Origin of the sequence: Pseudomonas syringae pv. cilantro, from assembly GCF_001293775.1 — a bacterium.
GTDB classification, from domain to species: Bacteria; Pseudomonadota; Gammaproteobacteria; order Pseudomonadales; family Pseudomonadaceae; genus Aquipseudomonas; species Aquipseudomonas syringae_P.
Map to the genome: position 1 here is coordinate 114,255 of NZ_LGLN01000029.1, position 15,729 is coordinate 129,983.

Sequence of the window (15,729 nt, forward strand, 5' to 3'; positions counted from 1 at the left end):
CTGCAAACCGCTGGCTCAGGCGTCTGTCGATCCTTGGCAAAGTGCGTATAATCCGCGCCCATGACTCGATCCCGCACCTCTCGTTCCCCTAAAAAGCAACCTCCCCGCAGCCTGCACAAGTGGCTGGGCTGGGCGTTGAAGCTTGGTATCGTCGGCCTGGTTCTGCTGGGCGGCCTGGCGATTTATCTCGATGCGATTGTTCAGGAGAAATTCTCCGGCAAGCGCTGGACCATCCCGGCCAAGGTCTATGCACGGCCGCTGGAGCTGTTCGTCGGGCAGAAGCTCAGCCGTGATGACTTCCTCATCGAGCTCGATGCACTGGGCTATCGCCGTGAAAGCGTGGCCAACGGGCCGGGCGCTGCGGCCGTGAACGGCAACACGGTCGCTCTCAATACCCGTGGCTTCCAGTTTTACGAAGGCACCGATGCCGCACAGCAGGTGCGGGTGCGCTTCTCCGGTGATTATGTCGCCGACCTGTCGTCGGGCAATGGCGCCAAGCTCGCGGTCGCACGGCTCGAGCCCTTGCTGATCGGCGGCCTGTACCCGAAGAATCTCGAAGACCGGATCCTGATCAAGCTCGATCAGGCTCCGCCGTACCTGCTCGATGGGCTGGTCGCGGTTGAAGACCGGGATTTCTACCATCACTTCGGGGTGTCACCCAAATCCATTGCCCGGGCCATGTGGGTCAACACGTCCCAGGGGCAGATGCGCCAGGGCGGCAGCACGCTGACCCAGCAGCTGGTCAAGAACTTCTACCTGACCAACGAGCGCAGCCTGACTCGCAAACTGACCGAAGCCATGATGGCCGTCTTGCTGGAGATTCATTACAGCAAGCAGGAGATCCTTGAGGCTTATCTCAACGAGGTCTTTGTCGGCCAGGATGGCCAGCGCGCCGTCCACGGTTTCGGTCTGGCCAGTCAGTATTTCTTCAGTCAGCCGTTGTCCGAACTGAAAATCCATCAAGTGGCGATGCTGGTCGGGCTGGTCAAGGGGCCGTCCTTCTATAACCCGCGTCGCAATCCCGAGCGTGCGCTGGAGCGTCGTAATCTGGTGCTCGACCTGTTCGAGCAGCAAGGCGTGGCCACACCTGAAGTGGTTGCCGCTGCGAAGAAAATGCCACTGGGCGTGACCAAAACCGGCACGCTCGCCGACAGTTCTTTTCCGGCTTTCCTCGATCTGGTCAAACGTCAGTTGCGCGAAGACTATCGTGACGAAGATTTGACCGAAGAGGGGCTGCGGATCTTCACCAGCTTCGACCCGATCCTGCAGATGAAGTCCCAGGCGGCCATAGACGACACGTTCAAGAAGCTTGCCGGGCGCAAGGGTGTGGATGAAGTGGAGGTGGGGATGGTCGTCACCAATCCGGAGACCGGCGAGGTGCAAGCGCTGATTGGCGGACGCGAGGCCGGGTTCTCGGGCTTCAATCGGGCGATCGACGCGGTGCGGCCGATTGGCTCGCTGGTCAAACCGGCCATTTATCTGACCGCGCTGGAGCGCCCAAGCCAGTACACGCTGACCAGCTGGATCGCCGACGAGCTGTTCCAGGTCAAGGGTGCCGACGGTCAGATCTGGAAACCGCAGAACTACGATCACAAGTCCCACGGCAATATCTTTCTGTATCAGGGGCTGGCGCATTCCTACAACTTGTCGACTGCCAAGCTGGGCCTTGAGCTGGGTATTCCGAACGTGTTCAAAACCCTGGCCAGGCTGGGCGTGACTCGCGAGTGGCCCGCGTATCCATCGATGTTGCTGGGGGCGGGCGGCTTGAGTCCGATGGAAGTCGCCACCCTGTATCAGACGATCGCCAGCGGCGGGTTCAATACGCCGATGCGCGGTATTCGCAGCGTACTGACGGCTGAAGGTGAACCGCTCAAGCGCTATCCGTTCAAGATCGAGCAGCGCTTCGATCCGGGTGCGATTTATCTGGTGCAGAATGCGATGCAGCGTGTCATGCGCGAAGGGACGGGCAAATCTGTTTACAACGTGTTGCCGAGTTCGCTGAATCTGGCAGGCAAGACCGGCACCAGTAACGACTCTCGCGACAGCTGGTTTGCCGGTTTCAGTCAGGACCTGCTGGCGGTGGTCTGGATGGGCCGCGACGATAACGGCAAGACTCCGTTCACCGGCGCAACCGGGGCCTTGCAGGTCTGGACCAGCTTCATGCGCAAGGCCGATCCGCTGCCGCTGGACATGGCGATGCCGGACAACGTCGTTCAGGTGTGGGTCGATGCGCAGACCGGTCAGGGCTCGGACGCCAACTGCCCGAATGCAGTGCAGATGCCGTATATTCGCGGCAGTGAGCCCCAGCCCGGCGCGACATGCGGCGGCGCTCCAGCACCTGCGACTGAGGTGATGGACTGGGTCAAGGGTTGGTTGAACTAGGCAATCGAGGTTTTGACGTGAATAAATGGTGGATTCCAGCTTTAACGGCTCTGGCTTTGCTGAATGGCTGCGCCAGTGTGGAGCGCGGCTCGATTCCGGTTGAGGACTCAAGCTCCAGAGTGTCCAATGGCGAGCGCGTGGCAGCTACGAACAAGGGCGCTTATCGCCCTGGCACTGCGCCGGCTCAGCAGCCGCAAGCCGTACCGCAAGACTCGGGCGTGGTCGTGATGGTGCCCGGCGGCGGTAGTGGCGACGCGGGTCAGAGTTTTTCTGCTCCGGCCAGCCAGGCCCCGTTCAGCGTCAACACGCCGCCTGTCGATGCGGCTCCAGCCACTCAGGCGCCGATCAGTCCGGCTCCGGCTGGCAATAACAGCTACAGCATTCCGGCCACCTCGGCACCGAGCGGGATTCCTTCCAGCGGTGGCGGTCTGTCCGAGGATGAGCAACTGGATGGCCCGGTTCTGGCCTTGCTGACCACCGCACAGCAACAGCAGAGCAGCGGTGATCTGAATGGCGCCTCTTCCAGTCTCGAGCGCGCGCAGCGTGTTGCCCCGCGCGAGCCGCAGGTGCTTTATCGTCTGGCACAAGTGCGTCTGGCCCAAGGCGATGCAGCCCAGGCCGAGCAATTGGCCCGTCGCGGTCTGACTTACGCCAATGGCCGGGCCAGTCTGCAAGCCAGCCTCTGGGGTTTGATCGCGCAGTCCCGCGAGAAACAAGGTGATGCGGCCGGTGCTGCGCTGGCTCGTCAGAAGGCTCGCTAATGGACCAGCGCCTGCCTGAAATTGCCGAGCAGTTGTTGCTGATAGAGCGCGAGTTGCGCGCGCTGGGCTGGTGGGATATCACACAGCCCAGCGAAGCGGCGTTGTCCAGCCAGGAGCCGTTCAGTGTCGATACGCTGGAGTTCGCGCAATGGCTGCAATGGATCTTTCTGCCGCGCATGAAGGTCATCCTCGAGCACGACCTGCCACTGCCCAATGCGTCCGGCATCGTGGAAATGGCCGAGATGGTCTATGCCGGTCGCTTGAGTGAAACGCGTCTGCTGCAACAGCATCTGGCGCGGTTCGATCAACTGATCGCTGCGACGCGCTAGCGGCAAAGCTCACTGATCGCCCGCTCGGTTTCTTCGATACGCGTCTTGCGGGTCTCCTCCGTAAGACGTCGCGACTCGCCACCCACTTGCTCGCGGACCCGGGGATTGTTCTGCAGTTGCGCGAGATTGGTGCGCAGGGTCTCGCAATTCCCGACGCGCCTGGCTTCCTGCATTTTTAGCTGATTTTTGACTTTCTGGTCGATGGCGCGTTGCTGTGCGGCGCCGTCGTCCGCGGGTGGCGCAGGGGGAGCTACTGGCGGCGGCTGTGGCACGTTTATCTGCTGAGCCTGCTGGCCCGTCGGCGGCTGGGCGTCAAAATGCGTCACGCCCTGGGCGTCGACCCATTTATAGACAGAAGCGGCCTGGCCGGTTGAAACGATGGTCAGTGCTGCGGCGAAAATCATCCAGCGCATGTCGAGTCCTTGAGGTGTCAGTGCCTCTGGAAAACTACCATAACGGTGCGTTTCCGTCCGAAACGGTGCGATTTCACAGGCTTGCTGCCAAGAAAGCGCACGGATGACTTGACTTGAGGGGGGGGAATCACAACAATCCAAAGTTCGCTGTAGAAGGACTGCCAGAAGCAGACCCTCTCGGTAGATCATGAGGCGCACACCCGCGCCGACCTGTAACACCCGCAACGCGTTACCTCGCGCTGGGTGGGAATGTTCCGCAACACTCAGGGACATCCCAATACTTGCTCAGTCAGTGCTGACGTAGTCGGCGACCACCGTCGCTCATGCTCTGCTGGCAGTAAACCTACAAAGACCCGTCCCGGAGTGGGCGGTATTCTGGCGTTTTAGAGGTGAACAACGTGGAGCTTTTATCTGGCGCTGAAATGATCGTCCGCTTTTTGCGTGACGAAGGCGTTGAGCATATCTACGGGTACCCGGGTGGTGCCCTTCTGCATGTCTACGATGCCCTGTTCAAAGAACCGGCCGTGAGCCATATCCTTGTTCGTCACGAGCAGGCTGCCACGCACATGGCTGACGGTTATGCGCGTGCGACCGGCAAGGCGGGCGTGGTGCTGGTGACCTCGGGTCCCGGTGCGACCAATGCCATTACCGGTATCGCCACGGCGTACATGGACTCTATTCCGATGGTAGTGCTGTCCGGTCAGGTCGCGAGCACGCTGGTGGGTACCGATGCGTTCCAGGAAACCGACATGATCGGTATCTCCCGGCCGATCGTGAAGCACAGCTTCATGATCAAGCACCCGTCGGAAATTCCGGAAATCCTGAAAAAGGCTTTCTATCTGGCGCAGTCGGGTCGTCCCGGTCCTGTGGTCGTCGATATTCCGAAAGACATGACCAACCCGGCCGAGAAATTCGAATACGTCTTTCCCAAGAAAGCCAAGCTGCGCTCCTACAGCCCGGCGGTTCGTGGTCATTCCGGGCAGATCCGCAAAGCGGTGAAAATGCTCCTGGCGGCCAAGCGTCCGATCATCTATGCCGGTGGTGGCGTGATCATGGGCAACGCTTCGGCGCAGCTGACCGAGCTGGCGCAGCTGCTCAATGCTCCGGTCACCAATACGCTGATGGGCCTGGGTTGCTATCCGGGCACGGATCGCCAGTTCGTCGGGATGCTCGGCATGCATGGCAGCTACACCGCCAACCTCGCGATGCACCACACCGATGTGATCCTGGCCGTGGGCGCGCGTTTCGATGACCGGGTGATCAATGGCGCGAGCAAGTTCTGCCCGAATGCCAAGATCATCCACATCGATATCGACCCGGCGTCGATCTCCAAGACCATCAAGGCCGACGTGCCTATCGTCGGTCCGGTCGAAAGCGTGCTGACCGAAATGGTTGCCACCCTGAAAGAGATCGGCGAAACGCCTGACAAGGCATCGGTCGATGCCTGGTGGAAGCAGATCGATGAATGGCGCGGGAATGGCGATCTGTTCCCTTATAACCGTGGCGATGGCTCTGTCATCAAGCCGCAGGCGGTGATCGAAACGCTGTGCGAAGTCACCAAGGGCGATGCCTACGTAACCTCGGATGTCGGCCAGCACCAGATGTTCGCTGCGCAGTACTACCGATTCAACAAGCCGAACCGCTGGATCAACTCGGGCGGTCTGGGCACGATGGGCTTCGGCTTTCCTGCGGCGATGGGCGTCAAGCTGAGTTTCCCGGACGAGCACGTTGCCTGTGTGACCGGGGAGGGCAGCATCCAGATGAACATTCAGGAGCTGTCGACCTGTCTGCAATATGGCCTGCCGGTGAAAATCATCCTGCTCAACAACGGCGTGCTGGGCATGGTCCGTCAATGGCAGGACATGAGTTACGGCGCGCGTCACTCGCATTCCTACATGGAATCGCTGCCTGACTTCGTCAAGCTGGTCGAAGCCTATGGCCACGTCGGTATGCGCATCACCGATTTGAAAGATCTGAAGCCGAAGATGGAAGAAGCCTTTGCCATGACTGACCGGCTGGTGTTCCTCGACATTCAGGTCGATGTGACCGAGCACGTCTACCCGATGCAGATCAAGGACGGTTCGATGCGCGATATGTGGTTGAGCAAGACGGAGCGGACATAATCATGCGTCATATCATTTCCCTGTTGCTGGAAAACGAACCGGGCGCGCTTTCTCGTGTGGTCGGTCTGTTCTCGCAGCGTAACTACAACATCGAAAGCCTGACAGTCGCGCCAACCGAAGACCCGACCCTGTCGCGGCTGACGCTGACCACCGTGGGTCACGATGAGGTGATCGAGCAGATCACCAAGAACCTCAACAAACTCATTGAGGTGGTCAAGCTGGTCGACCTGTCGGAAAGCGCTCACATCGAGCGTGAACTGATGCTGGTCAAGGTCAAGGCCACCGGCGCGCAGCGTGCCGAGATCAAACGTACCACGGACATTTTCCGCGGGCAGATCGTCGACGTGACTGCCAGCGTCTACACCGTACAGCTGAGCGGCACGAGCGACAAACTGGACAGCTTCATTCAGGCCATCGGCACTGCCGCCATCCTGGAAACAGTACGCAGTGGCGTGACGGGTATTGCCCGTGGCGACAAAGTGCTGAGCATTTAAATCAATTAAGCAAATGGCCTGAACGGCCACGATAACAGGGGATTTCCATGAAAGTTTTCTACGACAAAGACTGTGACCTTTCGATCATCCAGGGCAAGAAAGTCGCCATCATCGGTTACGGTTCGCAAGGCCACGCTCAAGCGTGCAACCTGAAAGACTCCGGCGTTGATGTCACCGTTGGCCTGCGCAAAGGTTCGGCCACTGTCGCCAAGGCTGAAGCTCATGGCCTGAAAGTGACGGACGTTGCTTCTGCCGTCGCTGCTGCCGACCTGGTCATGATCCTGACCCCGGACGAGTTCCAGTCCCAGCTGTACAAGAACGAAGTCGAGCCGAACCTGAAGCAGGGCGCAACACTGGCGTTTTCCCACGGTTTCGCGATTCACTACAACCAGGTTGTGCCACGCGCTGATCTCGACGTGATCATGATCGCGCCGAAGGCCCCGGGCCACACCGTGCGTACCGAATTCGTCAAAGGCGGCGGTATTCCTGACCTGATCGCGGTTTATCAGGATGCATCGGGCAACGCCAAGAACGTTGCGCTGTCTTACGCTTCGGGCGTTGGCGGCGGCCGTACCGGTATCATCGAAACCACTTTCAAGGACGAGACTGAAACCGACCTGTTCGGCGAGCAGGCTGTTCTGTGTGGCGGTACTGTCGAACTGGTCAAGGCCGGTTTCGAAACGCTGGTTGAAGCCGGCTACGCGCCAGAAATGGCCTACTTCGAGTGCCTGCACGAACTGAAGCTGATCGTTGACCTCATGTACGAAGGCGGCATCGCCAACATGAACTACTCGATCTCCAACAACGCCGAGTACGGCGAGTACGTGACTGGCCCGGAAGTCATCAACGCTGAATCGCGTCAGGCCATGCGCAACGCTCTGAAGCGCATCCAGGACGGTGAATACGCGAAGATGTTCATTACCGAAGGCGCGACCGGCTACCCATCGATGACCGCCAAGCGTCGTAACAACGCTGCGCACGGCATCGAAATCATCGGCGAGAAACTGCGCTCTATGATGCCTTGGATCGCGGCAAACAAGATCGTCGACAAAGACAAGAACTAAGCTTTTCCGGTTTACAGACGGTTTGAAAAAGCGCGACCCATGGGTCGCGCTTTTTCGTTATGGGTCAGGCTCTGGTATAAAGCTGCAACGTTTTGCTGGCGAACCCTCGCCGCAGACCTGTGTCGAACCTTTTCATACCGCTGCAAGGTAATCTCCATGAGCGAACGTCCTGAAGAGCCCATCAAGGCCTCTGACGCTGAAAGTCTGCTACCGATCGATGAACATGTGGAAGAAGGGCATGATGCCGAAGGCCGTCAGGTCCGGCACCGCGGTATCTATCTGCTGCCCAACCTGTTTACCACGGCGAATCTGTTTGCCGGTTTCTACTCCATCATCAGTTCCATGAGTGCTCAGAGCGCCATGAGTGCGGGTGATTTCGCGGGGGCGAGCAAATATTTCGCGTTCGCCGCCATCGCAATCTTCGTCGCCATGGTCCTCGACGGGCTGGATGGTCGCGTTGCGCGCATGACCAACACCCAAAGTGCATTTGGCGCCGAGTACGATTCGTTGTCCGACATGGTCGCTTTCGGCGTGGCACCGGCCTTGCTGGCGTTCGGCTGGGCCTTGGGCGACATGGGCAAGGTCGGCTGGATGGTCGCCTTCATCTATGTAGCGGGGGCCGCGCTGCGACTGGCGCGTTTCAATACCCAGGTCGGCACGGCTGACAAGCGCTACTTTATTGGTCTGGCCAGCCCGGCGGCGGCAGGTGTCGTGGCGGGAACGGTCTGGGCGTTCAGCGACTTCGGCATACAAGGCTCCAAGCTGTCGTTTCTCGTGGCGCTGCTGGTCGCGGCCGCCGGCATGCTGATGGTCAGCAACATCAAGTACAACAGCTTCAAGGAGCTGGACCTGAAGGGCCGAGTGCCTTTCGTTGCGATTCTGGCGGTGGTGCTGGTGTTTGCCGTGGTGTTCAGCGATCCGCCGCGCATCCTGCTGCTGATCTTCCTTGCCTACGCGCTGTCCGGACCGATTCAGTATCTATTGCGTCGCCATAAAGCCTCGCAATGATCTAATTTCCACCATACTCCGTAGTCTACTGGTGCATCAGTTCCCTAGGCTGCGGAGTCATCATGCTAATCAAGCTTCCTTCTGCGTCGGACTCCAAAGAGTCGGACGTCACGCCTGAATCCATCTACCTCTCTCGCCGCACAGTGCTCGCCAGCTCGCTTGCCGGCCTGGCTGTCACGGCCCTGCCGCGCTGGGCAGGTGCGGCAGATGCCTCGCGCTATGCAGATGTCGAGCCCGGCAAGGCTCCGGGCTGGTTCAACGACAAGCTTTCGGCCACCAAATGGCAGGCCGTCAACGTCAAGGACGAGGCCGTCACGCCGTTCAAGGATGCGACCCACTACAACAACTTCTATGAGTTCGGTACCGACAAGGGTGATCCGGCGAAGAATGCGGGTTCGTTGCAGACCGAGCCGTGGAGCGTGGTGATCGACGGCGAAGTCGGCAAGCCGGGACGCTACGCGCTTGAAGACTTCATGAAACCGTATCAACTGGAAGAGCGGATCTATCGACTACGCTGCGTAGAGGCCTGGTCGATGGTCATCCCGTGGATGGGTTTCCCGATTTCGGAGCTGCTCAAGCAAGTGGAGCCGACCTCCAAAGCCAAATACATTCGCTTCGAGACCCTGGAGGACGCCAAGTCCATGCCGGGGCAGCGCTCCAACTTCGCCTTGATCGACTGGCCCTATGTAGAAGGGCTGCGTCTGGATGAGGCGATGAACCCGCTGGCGATTCTTGCCGTTGGGATGTATGGGCGCGAGCTGCCGAATCAGAACGGCGCGCCATTGCGTCTGGTGGTGCCGTGGAAGTACGGTTTCAAAAGTGTGAAGTCGATCGTGCGGATCAGCCTGGTCAGTGAGCAGCCGAAGACCACATGGCAGAGTATCGCGGCCAATGAGTATGGCTTCTATGCCAACGTCAATCCGACTGTCGATCACCCGCGCTGGACGCAGGCTCGTGAGCGTCGTCTGCCGAGCGGACTGTTCAGTCCCAATGTGCGGGATACACAGATGTTCAACGGTTACACGGAGGAGGTTGCTTCCTTGTATACGGGTATGGATCTGCGGAAGGACTACTGATGCGCTATCCGCTTTTTCGCCTCGCGGTGTTTGTCGCAGCTTGCATTGCACCTGTCTGGTGGCTTTATCAGGCGTGGATTTTTGCCTTGGGGCCTGATCCAGGTAAGGCGCTGGTCGAGAACTTTGGACTGGCGACGTTGATCATGCTGCTGATCACACTGGCCATGACGCCGTTGCAGCGTCTGACCGGCTGGCCGGGATGGATTGTCGTTCGTCGCCAGTTAGGGCTCTGGTGCTTTGCTTATGTCGTGCTGCACATGACGATGTACGCGTTGTTTGTCCTCGGGCTGGATTGGGGGCAGTTGGGTGTCGAGTTGGTGAAGCGCCCTTACATTATCGTGGGTGCCTTGGCGTTTCTGTGTTTGCTGGTGTTGGCGGTGACGTCCAATCGCTACAGTCAGCGCCGTATGGGTAGCCGATGGAAGAAACTGCACCGGCTGGTCTATATGATTCTCGGGCTGGGCCTATTGCACATGTTCTGGATTGTCAGGGCTGACCTTAAAGAGTGGGCGTTGTATGCGGGGATAGGTGCATTCCTGTTACTGCTGCGGGTTCCAGCGTTTGCTCGGCGAATCCCGCGTCTGGGCGGCAGTGCGAAGGCCAGGTCGTTAAAAGTTCAAAATAACGGTTGACGCGCTCTGTGATGTGTCTATAATTCGCCCCACTTCCGGCGCAGATGGAAACGAAAAAGTCTTGTAGANCACCCGCTCTTTAACAACTGAATCAAGCAATTCGTGTGGGTGCTTGTGGTGTCAGACTGAAGTCAACAGATTATCAGCAACCCAAGTTACTCCGCGAGAAATCAACGATGTAACCAACGATTGCTGAGCCAAGTTTAGGGTTTTCTCAAAACCCAGTTAGATGTTTGAACTGAAGAGTTTGATCATGGCTCAGATTGAACGCTGGCGGCAGGCCTAACACATGCAAGTCGAGCGGCAGCACGGGTACTTGTACCTGGTGGCGAGCGGCGGACGGGTGAGTAATGCCTAGGAATCTGCCTGGTAGTGGGGGATAACGCTCGGAAACGGACGCTAATACCGCATACGTCCTACGGGAGAAAGCAGGGGACCTTCGGGCCTTGCGCTATCAATGAGCCTAGGTCGGATTAGCTGGTTGGTGAGGTAACGGCTCACCAAGGCGACGATCCGTAACTGGTCTGAGAGGATGATCAGTCACACTGGAACTGAGACACGGTCCAGACTCCTACGGGAGGCAGCAGTGGGGAATATTGGACAATGGGCGAAAGCCTGATCCAGCCATGCCGCGTGTGTGAAGAAGGTCTTCGGATTGTAAAGCACTTTAAGTTGGGAGGAAGGCAGTTACCTAATACGTATCTGTTTTGACGTTACCGACAGAATAAGCACCGGCTAACTCTGTGCCAGCAGCCGCGGTAATACAGAGGGTGCAAGCGTTAATCGGAATTACTGGGCGTAAAGCGCGCGTAGGTGGTTTGTTAAGTTGAATGTGAAATCCCCGGGCTCAACCTGGGAACTGCATCCAAAACTGGCAAGCTAGAGTATGGTAGAGGGTGGTGGAATTTCCTGTGTAGCGGTGAAATGCGTAGATATAGGAAGGAACACCAGTGGCGAAGGCGACCACCTGGACTGATACTGACACTGAGGTGCGAAAGCGTGGGGAGCAAACAGGATTAGATACCCTGGTAGTCCACGCCGTAAACGATGTCAACTAGCCGTTGGGAGCCTTGAGCTCTTAGTGGCGCAGCTAACGCATTAAGTTGACCGCCTGGGGAGTACGGCCGCAAGGTTAAAACTCAAATGAATTGACGGGGGCCCGCACAAGCGGTGGAGCATGTGGTTTAATTCGAAGCAACGCGAAGAACCTTACCAGGCCTTGACATCCAATGAATCCTTTAGAGATAGAGGAGTGCCTTCGGGAGCATTGAGACAGGTGCTGCATGGCTGTCGTCAGCTCGTGTCGTGAGATGTTGGGTTAAGTCCCGTAACGAGCGCAACCCTTGTCCTTAGTTACCAGCACGTTAAGGTGGGCACTCTAAGGAGACTGCCGGTGACAAACCGGAGGAAGGTGGGGATGACGTCAAGTCATCATGGCCCTTACGGCCTGGGCTACACACGTGCTACAATGGTCGGTACAGAGGGTTGCCAAGCCGCGAGGTGGAGCTAATCTCACAAAACCGATCGTAGTCCGGATCGCAGTCTGCAACTCGACTGCGTGAAGTCGGAATCGCTAGTAATCGCGAATCAGAATGTCGCGGTGAATACGTTCCCGGGCCTTGTACACACCGCCCGTCACACCATGGGAGTGGGTTGCACCAGAAGTAGCTAGTCTAACCTTCGGGGGGACGGTTACCACGGTGTGATTCATGACTGGGGTGAAGTCGTAACAAGGTAGCCGTAGGGGAACCTGCGGCTGGATCACCTCCTTAATCGACGACTCAGCTGCACCATAAGCACCCACACGAATTGCTTGATTCATTGAAGAAGACGATGAGAAGCAGCTTTTGCTTTGCACACCCGATTTTGGGTCTGTAGCTCAGTTGGTTAGAGCGCACCCCTGATAAGGGTGAGGTCGGCAGTTCGAATCTGCCCAGACCCACCAGTTACCTGGTGAAGTTGGTCAGAGCGCGTACGACACCCGGATACGGGGCCATAGCTCAGCTGGGAGAGCGCCTGCCTTGCACGCAGGAGGTCAGCGGTTCGATCCCGCTTGGCTCCACCACTTACTGCTTCTGTTTGAAAGCTTAGAAATGAGCATTCCACCCGGATGATTGAAGGGTGCGTGAATGTTGATTTCTAGTCTTTGATTAGATCGTTCTTTAAAAATTTGGGTATGTGATAGAAAGAAATATAGACCGGGCACCTCTTTCACTGGTGCGTGTCCGGGCTAAGGTAAAGTTTGTGAAATGCAAACTTTCGGCGAATGTCGTCTTCACAGTATAACCAGATTGCTTGGGGTTATATGGTCAAGTGAAGAAGCGCATACGGTGGATGCCTTGGCAGTCAGAGGCGATGAAAGACGTGGTAGCCTGCGAAAAGCTTCGGGGAGTCGGCAAACAGACTGTGATCCGGAGATGTCTGAATGGGGGAACCCAGCCATCACAAGATGGTTATCTTACACTGAATACATAGGTGTAAGAGGCGAACCAGGGGAACTGAAACATCTAAGTACCCTGAGGAAAAGAAATCAACCGAGATTCCCTTAGTAGTGGCGAGCGAACGGGGACCAGCCCTTAAGTTGTATTGAGATTAGCGGAACGCTCTGGAAAGTGCGGCCATAGTGGGTGATAGCCCTGTACGCGAAAATCCCTTTGCAATGAAATCGAGTAGGACGGGGCACGAGAAACCTTGTCTGAATATGGGGGGACCATCCTCCAAGGCTAAATACTACTGACTGACCGATAGTGAACCAGTACCGTGAGGGAAAGGCGAAAAGAACCGCGGAGAGCGGAGTGAAATAGATCCTGAAACCGTATGCGTACAAGCAGTGGGAGCCCACATTGTTGGGTGACTGCGTACCTTTTGTATAATGGGTCAGCGACTTATTTTCAGTGGCGAGCTTAACCGAATAGGGGAGGCGTAGCGAAAGCGAGTCTTAATAGGGCGTCTAGTCGCTGGGAATAGACCCGAAACCGGGCGATCTATCCATGGGCAGGTTGAAGGTTGGGTAACACTAACTGGAGGACCGAACCGACTACCGTTGAAAAGTTAGCGGATGACCTGTGGATCGGAGTGAAAGGCTAATCAAGCTCGGAGATAGCTGGTTCTCCTCGAAAGCTATTTAGGTAGCGCCTCATGTATCACTGTAGGGGGTAGAGCACTGTTTCGGCTAGGGGGTCATCCCGACTTACCAAACCGATGCAAACTCCGAATACCTACAAGTGCCGAGCATGGGAGACACACGGCGGGTGCTAACGTCCGTCGTGAAAAGGGAAACAACCCAGACCGTCAGCTAAGGTCCCAAAGTCATGGTTAAGTGGGAAACGATGTGGGAAGGCTTAGACAGCTAGGAGGTTGGCTTAGAAGCAGCCACCCTTTAAAGAAAGCGTAATAGCTCACTAGTCGAGTCGGCCTGCGCGGAAGATGTAACGGGGCTCAAACCATGCACCGAAGCTACGGGTATCACCTTTGGTGATGCGGTAGAGGAGCGTTCTGTAAGCCTGTGAAGGTGAGTTGAGAAGCTTGCTGGAGGTATCAGAAGTGCGAATGCTGACATGAGTAACGACAATGGGTGTGAAAAACACCCACGCCGAAAGACCAAGGTTTCCTGCGCAACGTTAATCGACGCAGGGTTAGTCGGTCCCTAAGGCGAGGCTGAAAAGCGTAGTCGATGGAAAACAGGTTAATATTCCTGTACTTCTGGTTATTGCGATGGAGGGACGGAGAAGGCTAGGCCAGCCTGGCGTTGGTAGTCCAGGTTTAAGGTGGTAGGCTGAGATCTTAGGTAAATCCGGGATCTTAAGGCCGAGAGCTGATGACGAGTGTTCTTTTAGAACACGAAGTGGTTGATGCCATGCTTCCAAGAAAAGCTTCTAAGCTTCAGGTAACCAGGAACCGTACCCCAAACCGACACAGGTGGTTGGGTAGAGAATACCAAGGCGCTTGAGAGAACTCGGGTGAAGGAACTAGGCAAAATGGCACCGTAACTTCGGGAGAAGGTGCGCCGGTGAGGGTGAAGCATTTACTGCGTAAGCCCATGCCGGTCGAAGATACCAGGCCGCTGCGACTGTTTATTAAAAACACAGCACTCTGCAAACACGAAAGTGGACGTATAGGGTGTGACGCCTGCCCGGTGCCGGAAGGTTAATTGATGGGGTTAGCGCAAGCGAAGCTCTTGATCGAAGCCCCGGTAAACGGCGGCCGTAACTATAACGGTCCTAAGGTAGCGAAATTCCTTGTCGGGTAAGTTCCGACCTGCACGAATGGCGTAACGATGGCGGCGCTGTCTCCACCCGAGACTCAGTGAAATTGAAATCGCTGTGAAGATGCAGTGTATCCGCGGCTAGACGGAAAGACCCCGTGAACCTTTACTATAGCTTTGCACTGGACTTTGAATTTGCTTGTGTAGGATAGGTGGGAGGCTTTGAAGCGTGGACGCCAGTCTGCGTGGAGCCAACCTTGAAATACCACCCTGGCAACTTTGAGGTTCTAACTCAGGTCCGTTATCCGGATCGAGGACAGTGTATGGTGGGTAGTTTGACTGGGGCGGTCTCCTCCTAAAGAGTAACGGAGGAGTACGAAGGTGCGCTCAGACCGGTCGGAAATCGGTCGTAGAGTATAAAGGCAAAAGCGCGCTTGACTGCGAGACAGACACGTCGAGCAGGTACGAAAGTAGGTCTTAGTGATCCGGTGGTTCTGTATGGAAGGGCCATCGCTCAACGGATAAAAGGTACTCCGGGGATAACAGGCTGATACCGCCCAAGAGTTCATATCGACGGCGGTGTTTGGCACCTCGATGTCGGCTCATCACATCCTGGGGCTGAAGCCGGTCCCAAGGGTATGGCTGTTCGCCATTTAAAGTGGTACGCGAGCTGGGTTTAGAACGTCGTGAGACAGTTCGGTCCCTATCTGCCGTGGACGTTTGAGATTTGAGAGGGGCTGCTCCTAGTACGAGAGGACCGGAGTGGACGAACCTCTGGTGTTCCGGTTGTCACGCCAGTGGCATTGCCGGGTAGCTATGTTCGGAAAAGATAACCGCTGAAAGCATCTAAGCGGGAAACTTGCCTCAAGATGAGATCTCACTGGAACCTTGAGTTCCCTGAAGGGCCGTCGAAGACTACGACGTTGATAGGTTGGGTGTGTAAGCGCTGTGAGGCGTTGAGCTAACCAATACTAATTGCCCGTGAGGCTTGACCATATAACACCCAAGCAATTTGCGACTCCCGAACGGGAGCATCAGATTGCGGTGACTGTGGAGATGACACGAACCGAAGGTTTGCGTCACGAACGACACCTGAACGACTGACTGTCACATACCCGATTTGCTGAAGCGCGCCGCAAGGCACGACTCGGTACCCGAATTTCTTGACGACCATAGAACATTGGAACCACCTGATCCCATCCCGAACTCAGTAGTGAAACGATGTATCGCCGATGGTAGTGTG

The 15,729-nt window shown here is 56.8% G+C and carries 10 protein-coding genes, 2 tRNA genes and 3 rRNA genes; 14 read left to right on the forward strand and 1 reads right to left on the reverse strand.

Annotation, left to right across the window (positions count from 1 at the left end; genetic code table 11):
• Positions 1–60 precede the first annotated feature (60 nt).
• The 3 genes from mrcB to ABJ99_RS05430 are packed head-to-tail and all read left to right on the forward strand — an operon-like array spanning position 61 to position 3,472.
• Positions 61–2,382: a penicillin-binding protein 1B gene (gene mrcB, locus ABJ99_RS05420; protein WP_054084928.1), complete on the forward strand. Its 2,322-nt coding sequence runs from the start codon at positions 61–63 to the stop codon at positions 2,380–2,382.
• Between the two features lie 17 nt (positions 2,383–2,399).
• Entirely contained in the window at positions 2,400–3,143 is a 744-nt protein-coding gene (locus ABJ99_RS05425; RefSeq protein WP_054084929.1) for a hypothetical protein, read from the forward strand.
• Complete coding sequence (locus ABJ99_RS05430; RefSeq protein ID WP_054084930.1) at positions 3,143–3,472, forward strand: YqcC family protein; 330 nt, start codon at positions 3,143–3,145, stop codon at positions 3,470–3,472. Before ABJ99_RS05425 ends, ABJ99_RS05430 begins: the two co-directional genes overlap by 1 nt.
• On the opposite strand, the gene ABJ99_RS05435 is transcribed toward ABJ99_RS05430, so the two are convergent.
• Positions 3,469–3,885 (reverse strand): DUF4124 domain-containing protein, encoded by a 417-nt coding sequence (locus ABJ99_RS05435; RefSeq protein WP_054084931.1) that lies wholly within the window; start codon positions 3,883–3,885, stop codon positions 3,469–3,471. The two genes, ABJ99_RS05430 and ABJ99_RS05435, sit on opposite strands and share 4 nt — an antisense overlap.
• Before the next feature lie 398 nt (positions 3,886–4,283).
• On the opposite strand from ABJ99_RS05435, the gene ABJ99_RS05440 reads away from it, so the two are divergent.
• From ABJ99_RS05440 to rrf, 11 genes are all read left to right on the forward strand, one after another.
• Positions 4,284–6,008 (forward strand): acetolactate synthase 3 large subunit, encoded by a 1,725-nt coding sequence (locus tag ABJ99_RS05440; protein ID WP_054084940.1) that lies wholly within the window; start codon positions 4,284–4,286, stop codon positions 6,006–6,008.
• 2 nt (positions 6,009–6,010) lie between these two features.
• A complete protein-coding gene (ilvN, locus tag ABJ99_RS05445; RefSeq protein ID WP_002552075.1) occupies positions 6,011–6,502 on the forward strand; it encodes an acetolactate synthase small subunit in 492 nt (163 codons plus the stop codon).
• Positions 6,503–6,549: 47 nt separating this feature from the next.
• Entirely contained in the window at positions 6,550–7,566 is a 1,017-nt protein-coding gene (gene ilvC / locus ABJ99_RS05450; protein ID WP_007251714.1) for a ketol-acid reductoisomerase, read from the forward strand.
• A gap of 156 nt (positions 7,567–7,722) precedes the next feature.
• Positions 7,723–8,574, forward strand: a complete 852-nt coding sequence (gene pssA / locus ABJ99_RS05455) for a CDP-diacylglycerol--serine O-phosphatidyltransferase (RefSeq protein WP_007251715.1) — start codon at positions 7,723–7,725, stop codon at positions 8,572–8,574.
• Between the two features lie 62 nt (positions 8,575–8,636).
• Positions 8,637–9,650, forward strand: coding sequence for a protein-methionine-sulfoxide reductase catalytic subunit MsrP (gene msrP, locus ABJ99_RS05460; protein WP_054084932.1), 1,014 nt, complete (start codon positions 8,637–8,639; stop codon positions 9,648–9,650).
• A complete protein-coding gene (gene msrQ / locus ABJ99_RS05465; RefSeq protein ID WP_054084933.1) occupies positions 9,650–10,282 on the forward strand; it encodes a protein-methionine-sulfoxide reductase heme-binding subunit MsrQ in 633 nt (210 codons plus the stop codon). The genes msrP and msrQ overlap by 1 nt, the downstream gene beginning before the upstream one ends.
• A gap of 235 nt (positions 10,283–10,517) precedes the next feature.
• Positions 10,518–12,054 (forward strand): 16S ribosomal RNA (locus tag ABJ99_RS05470).
• A 96-nt stretch (positions 12,055–12,150) separates the two neighbouring features.
• Positions 12,151–12,227, forward strand: a tRNA-Ile gene (locus tag ABJ99_RS05475).
• A gap of 44 nt (positions 12,228–12,271) precedes the next feature.
• Positions 12,272–12,347 (forward strand) — tRNA-Ala (locus tag ABJ99_RS05480).
• Positions 12,348–12,589: 242 nt separating this feature from the next.
• Positions 12,590–15,482: ribosomal RNA gene (locus ABJ99_RS05485) — 23S ribosomal RNA — on the forward strand.
• A 166-nt stretch (positions 15,483–15,648) separates the two neighbouring features.
• A 5S ribosomal RNA gene (rrf, locus tag ABJ99_RS05490) occupies positions 15,649–15,729 on the forward strand; the annotation flags it as partial.

Coding starts and splice junctions, on each gene's coding strand:
- mrcB (WP_054084928.1), top strand. CDS start 61: ATGACTCGATCCCGCACCTCTCGTTCCCCTAAAAAGCAACCTCCCCGC.
- ABJ99_RS05430 (WP_054084930.1), top strand. CDS start 3,143: ATGGACCAGCGCCTGCCTGAAATTGCCGAGCAGTTGTTGCTGATAGAG.
- ABJ99_RS05435 (WP_054084931.1), bottom strand. CDS start 3,885: ATGCGCTGGATGATTTTCGCCGCAGCACTGACCATCGTTTCAACCGGC.
- ilvN (WP_002552075.1), top strand. CDS start 6,011: ATGCGTCATATCATTTCCCTGTTGCTGGAAAACGAACCGGGCGCGCTT.
- ilvC (WP_007251714.1), top strand. CDS start 6,550: ATGAAAGTTTTCTACGACAAAGACTGTGACCTTTCGATCATCCAGGGC.
- pssA (WP_007251715.1), top strand. CDS start 7,723: ATGAGCGAACGTCCTGAAGAGCCCATCAAGGCCTCTGACGCTGAAAGT.
- msrP (WP_054084932.1), top strand. CDS start 8,637: ATGCTAATCAAGCTTCCTTCTGCGTCGGACTCCAAAGAGTCGGACGTC.
- msrQ (WP_054084933.1), top strand. CDS start 9,650: ATGCGCTATCCGCTTTTTCGCCTCGCGGTGTTTGTCGCAGCTTGCATT.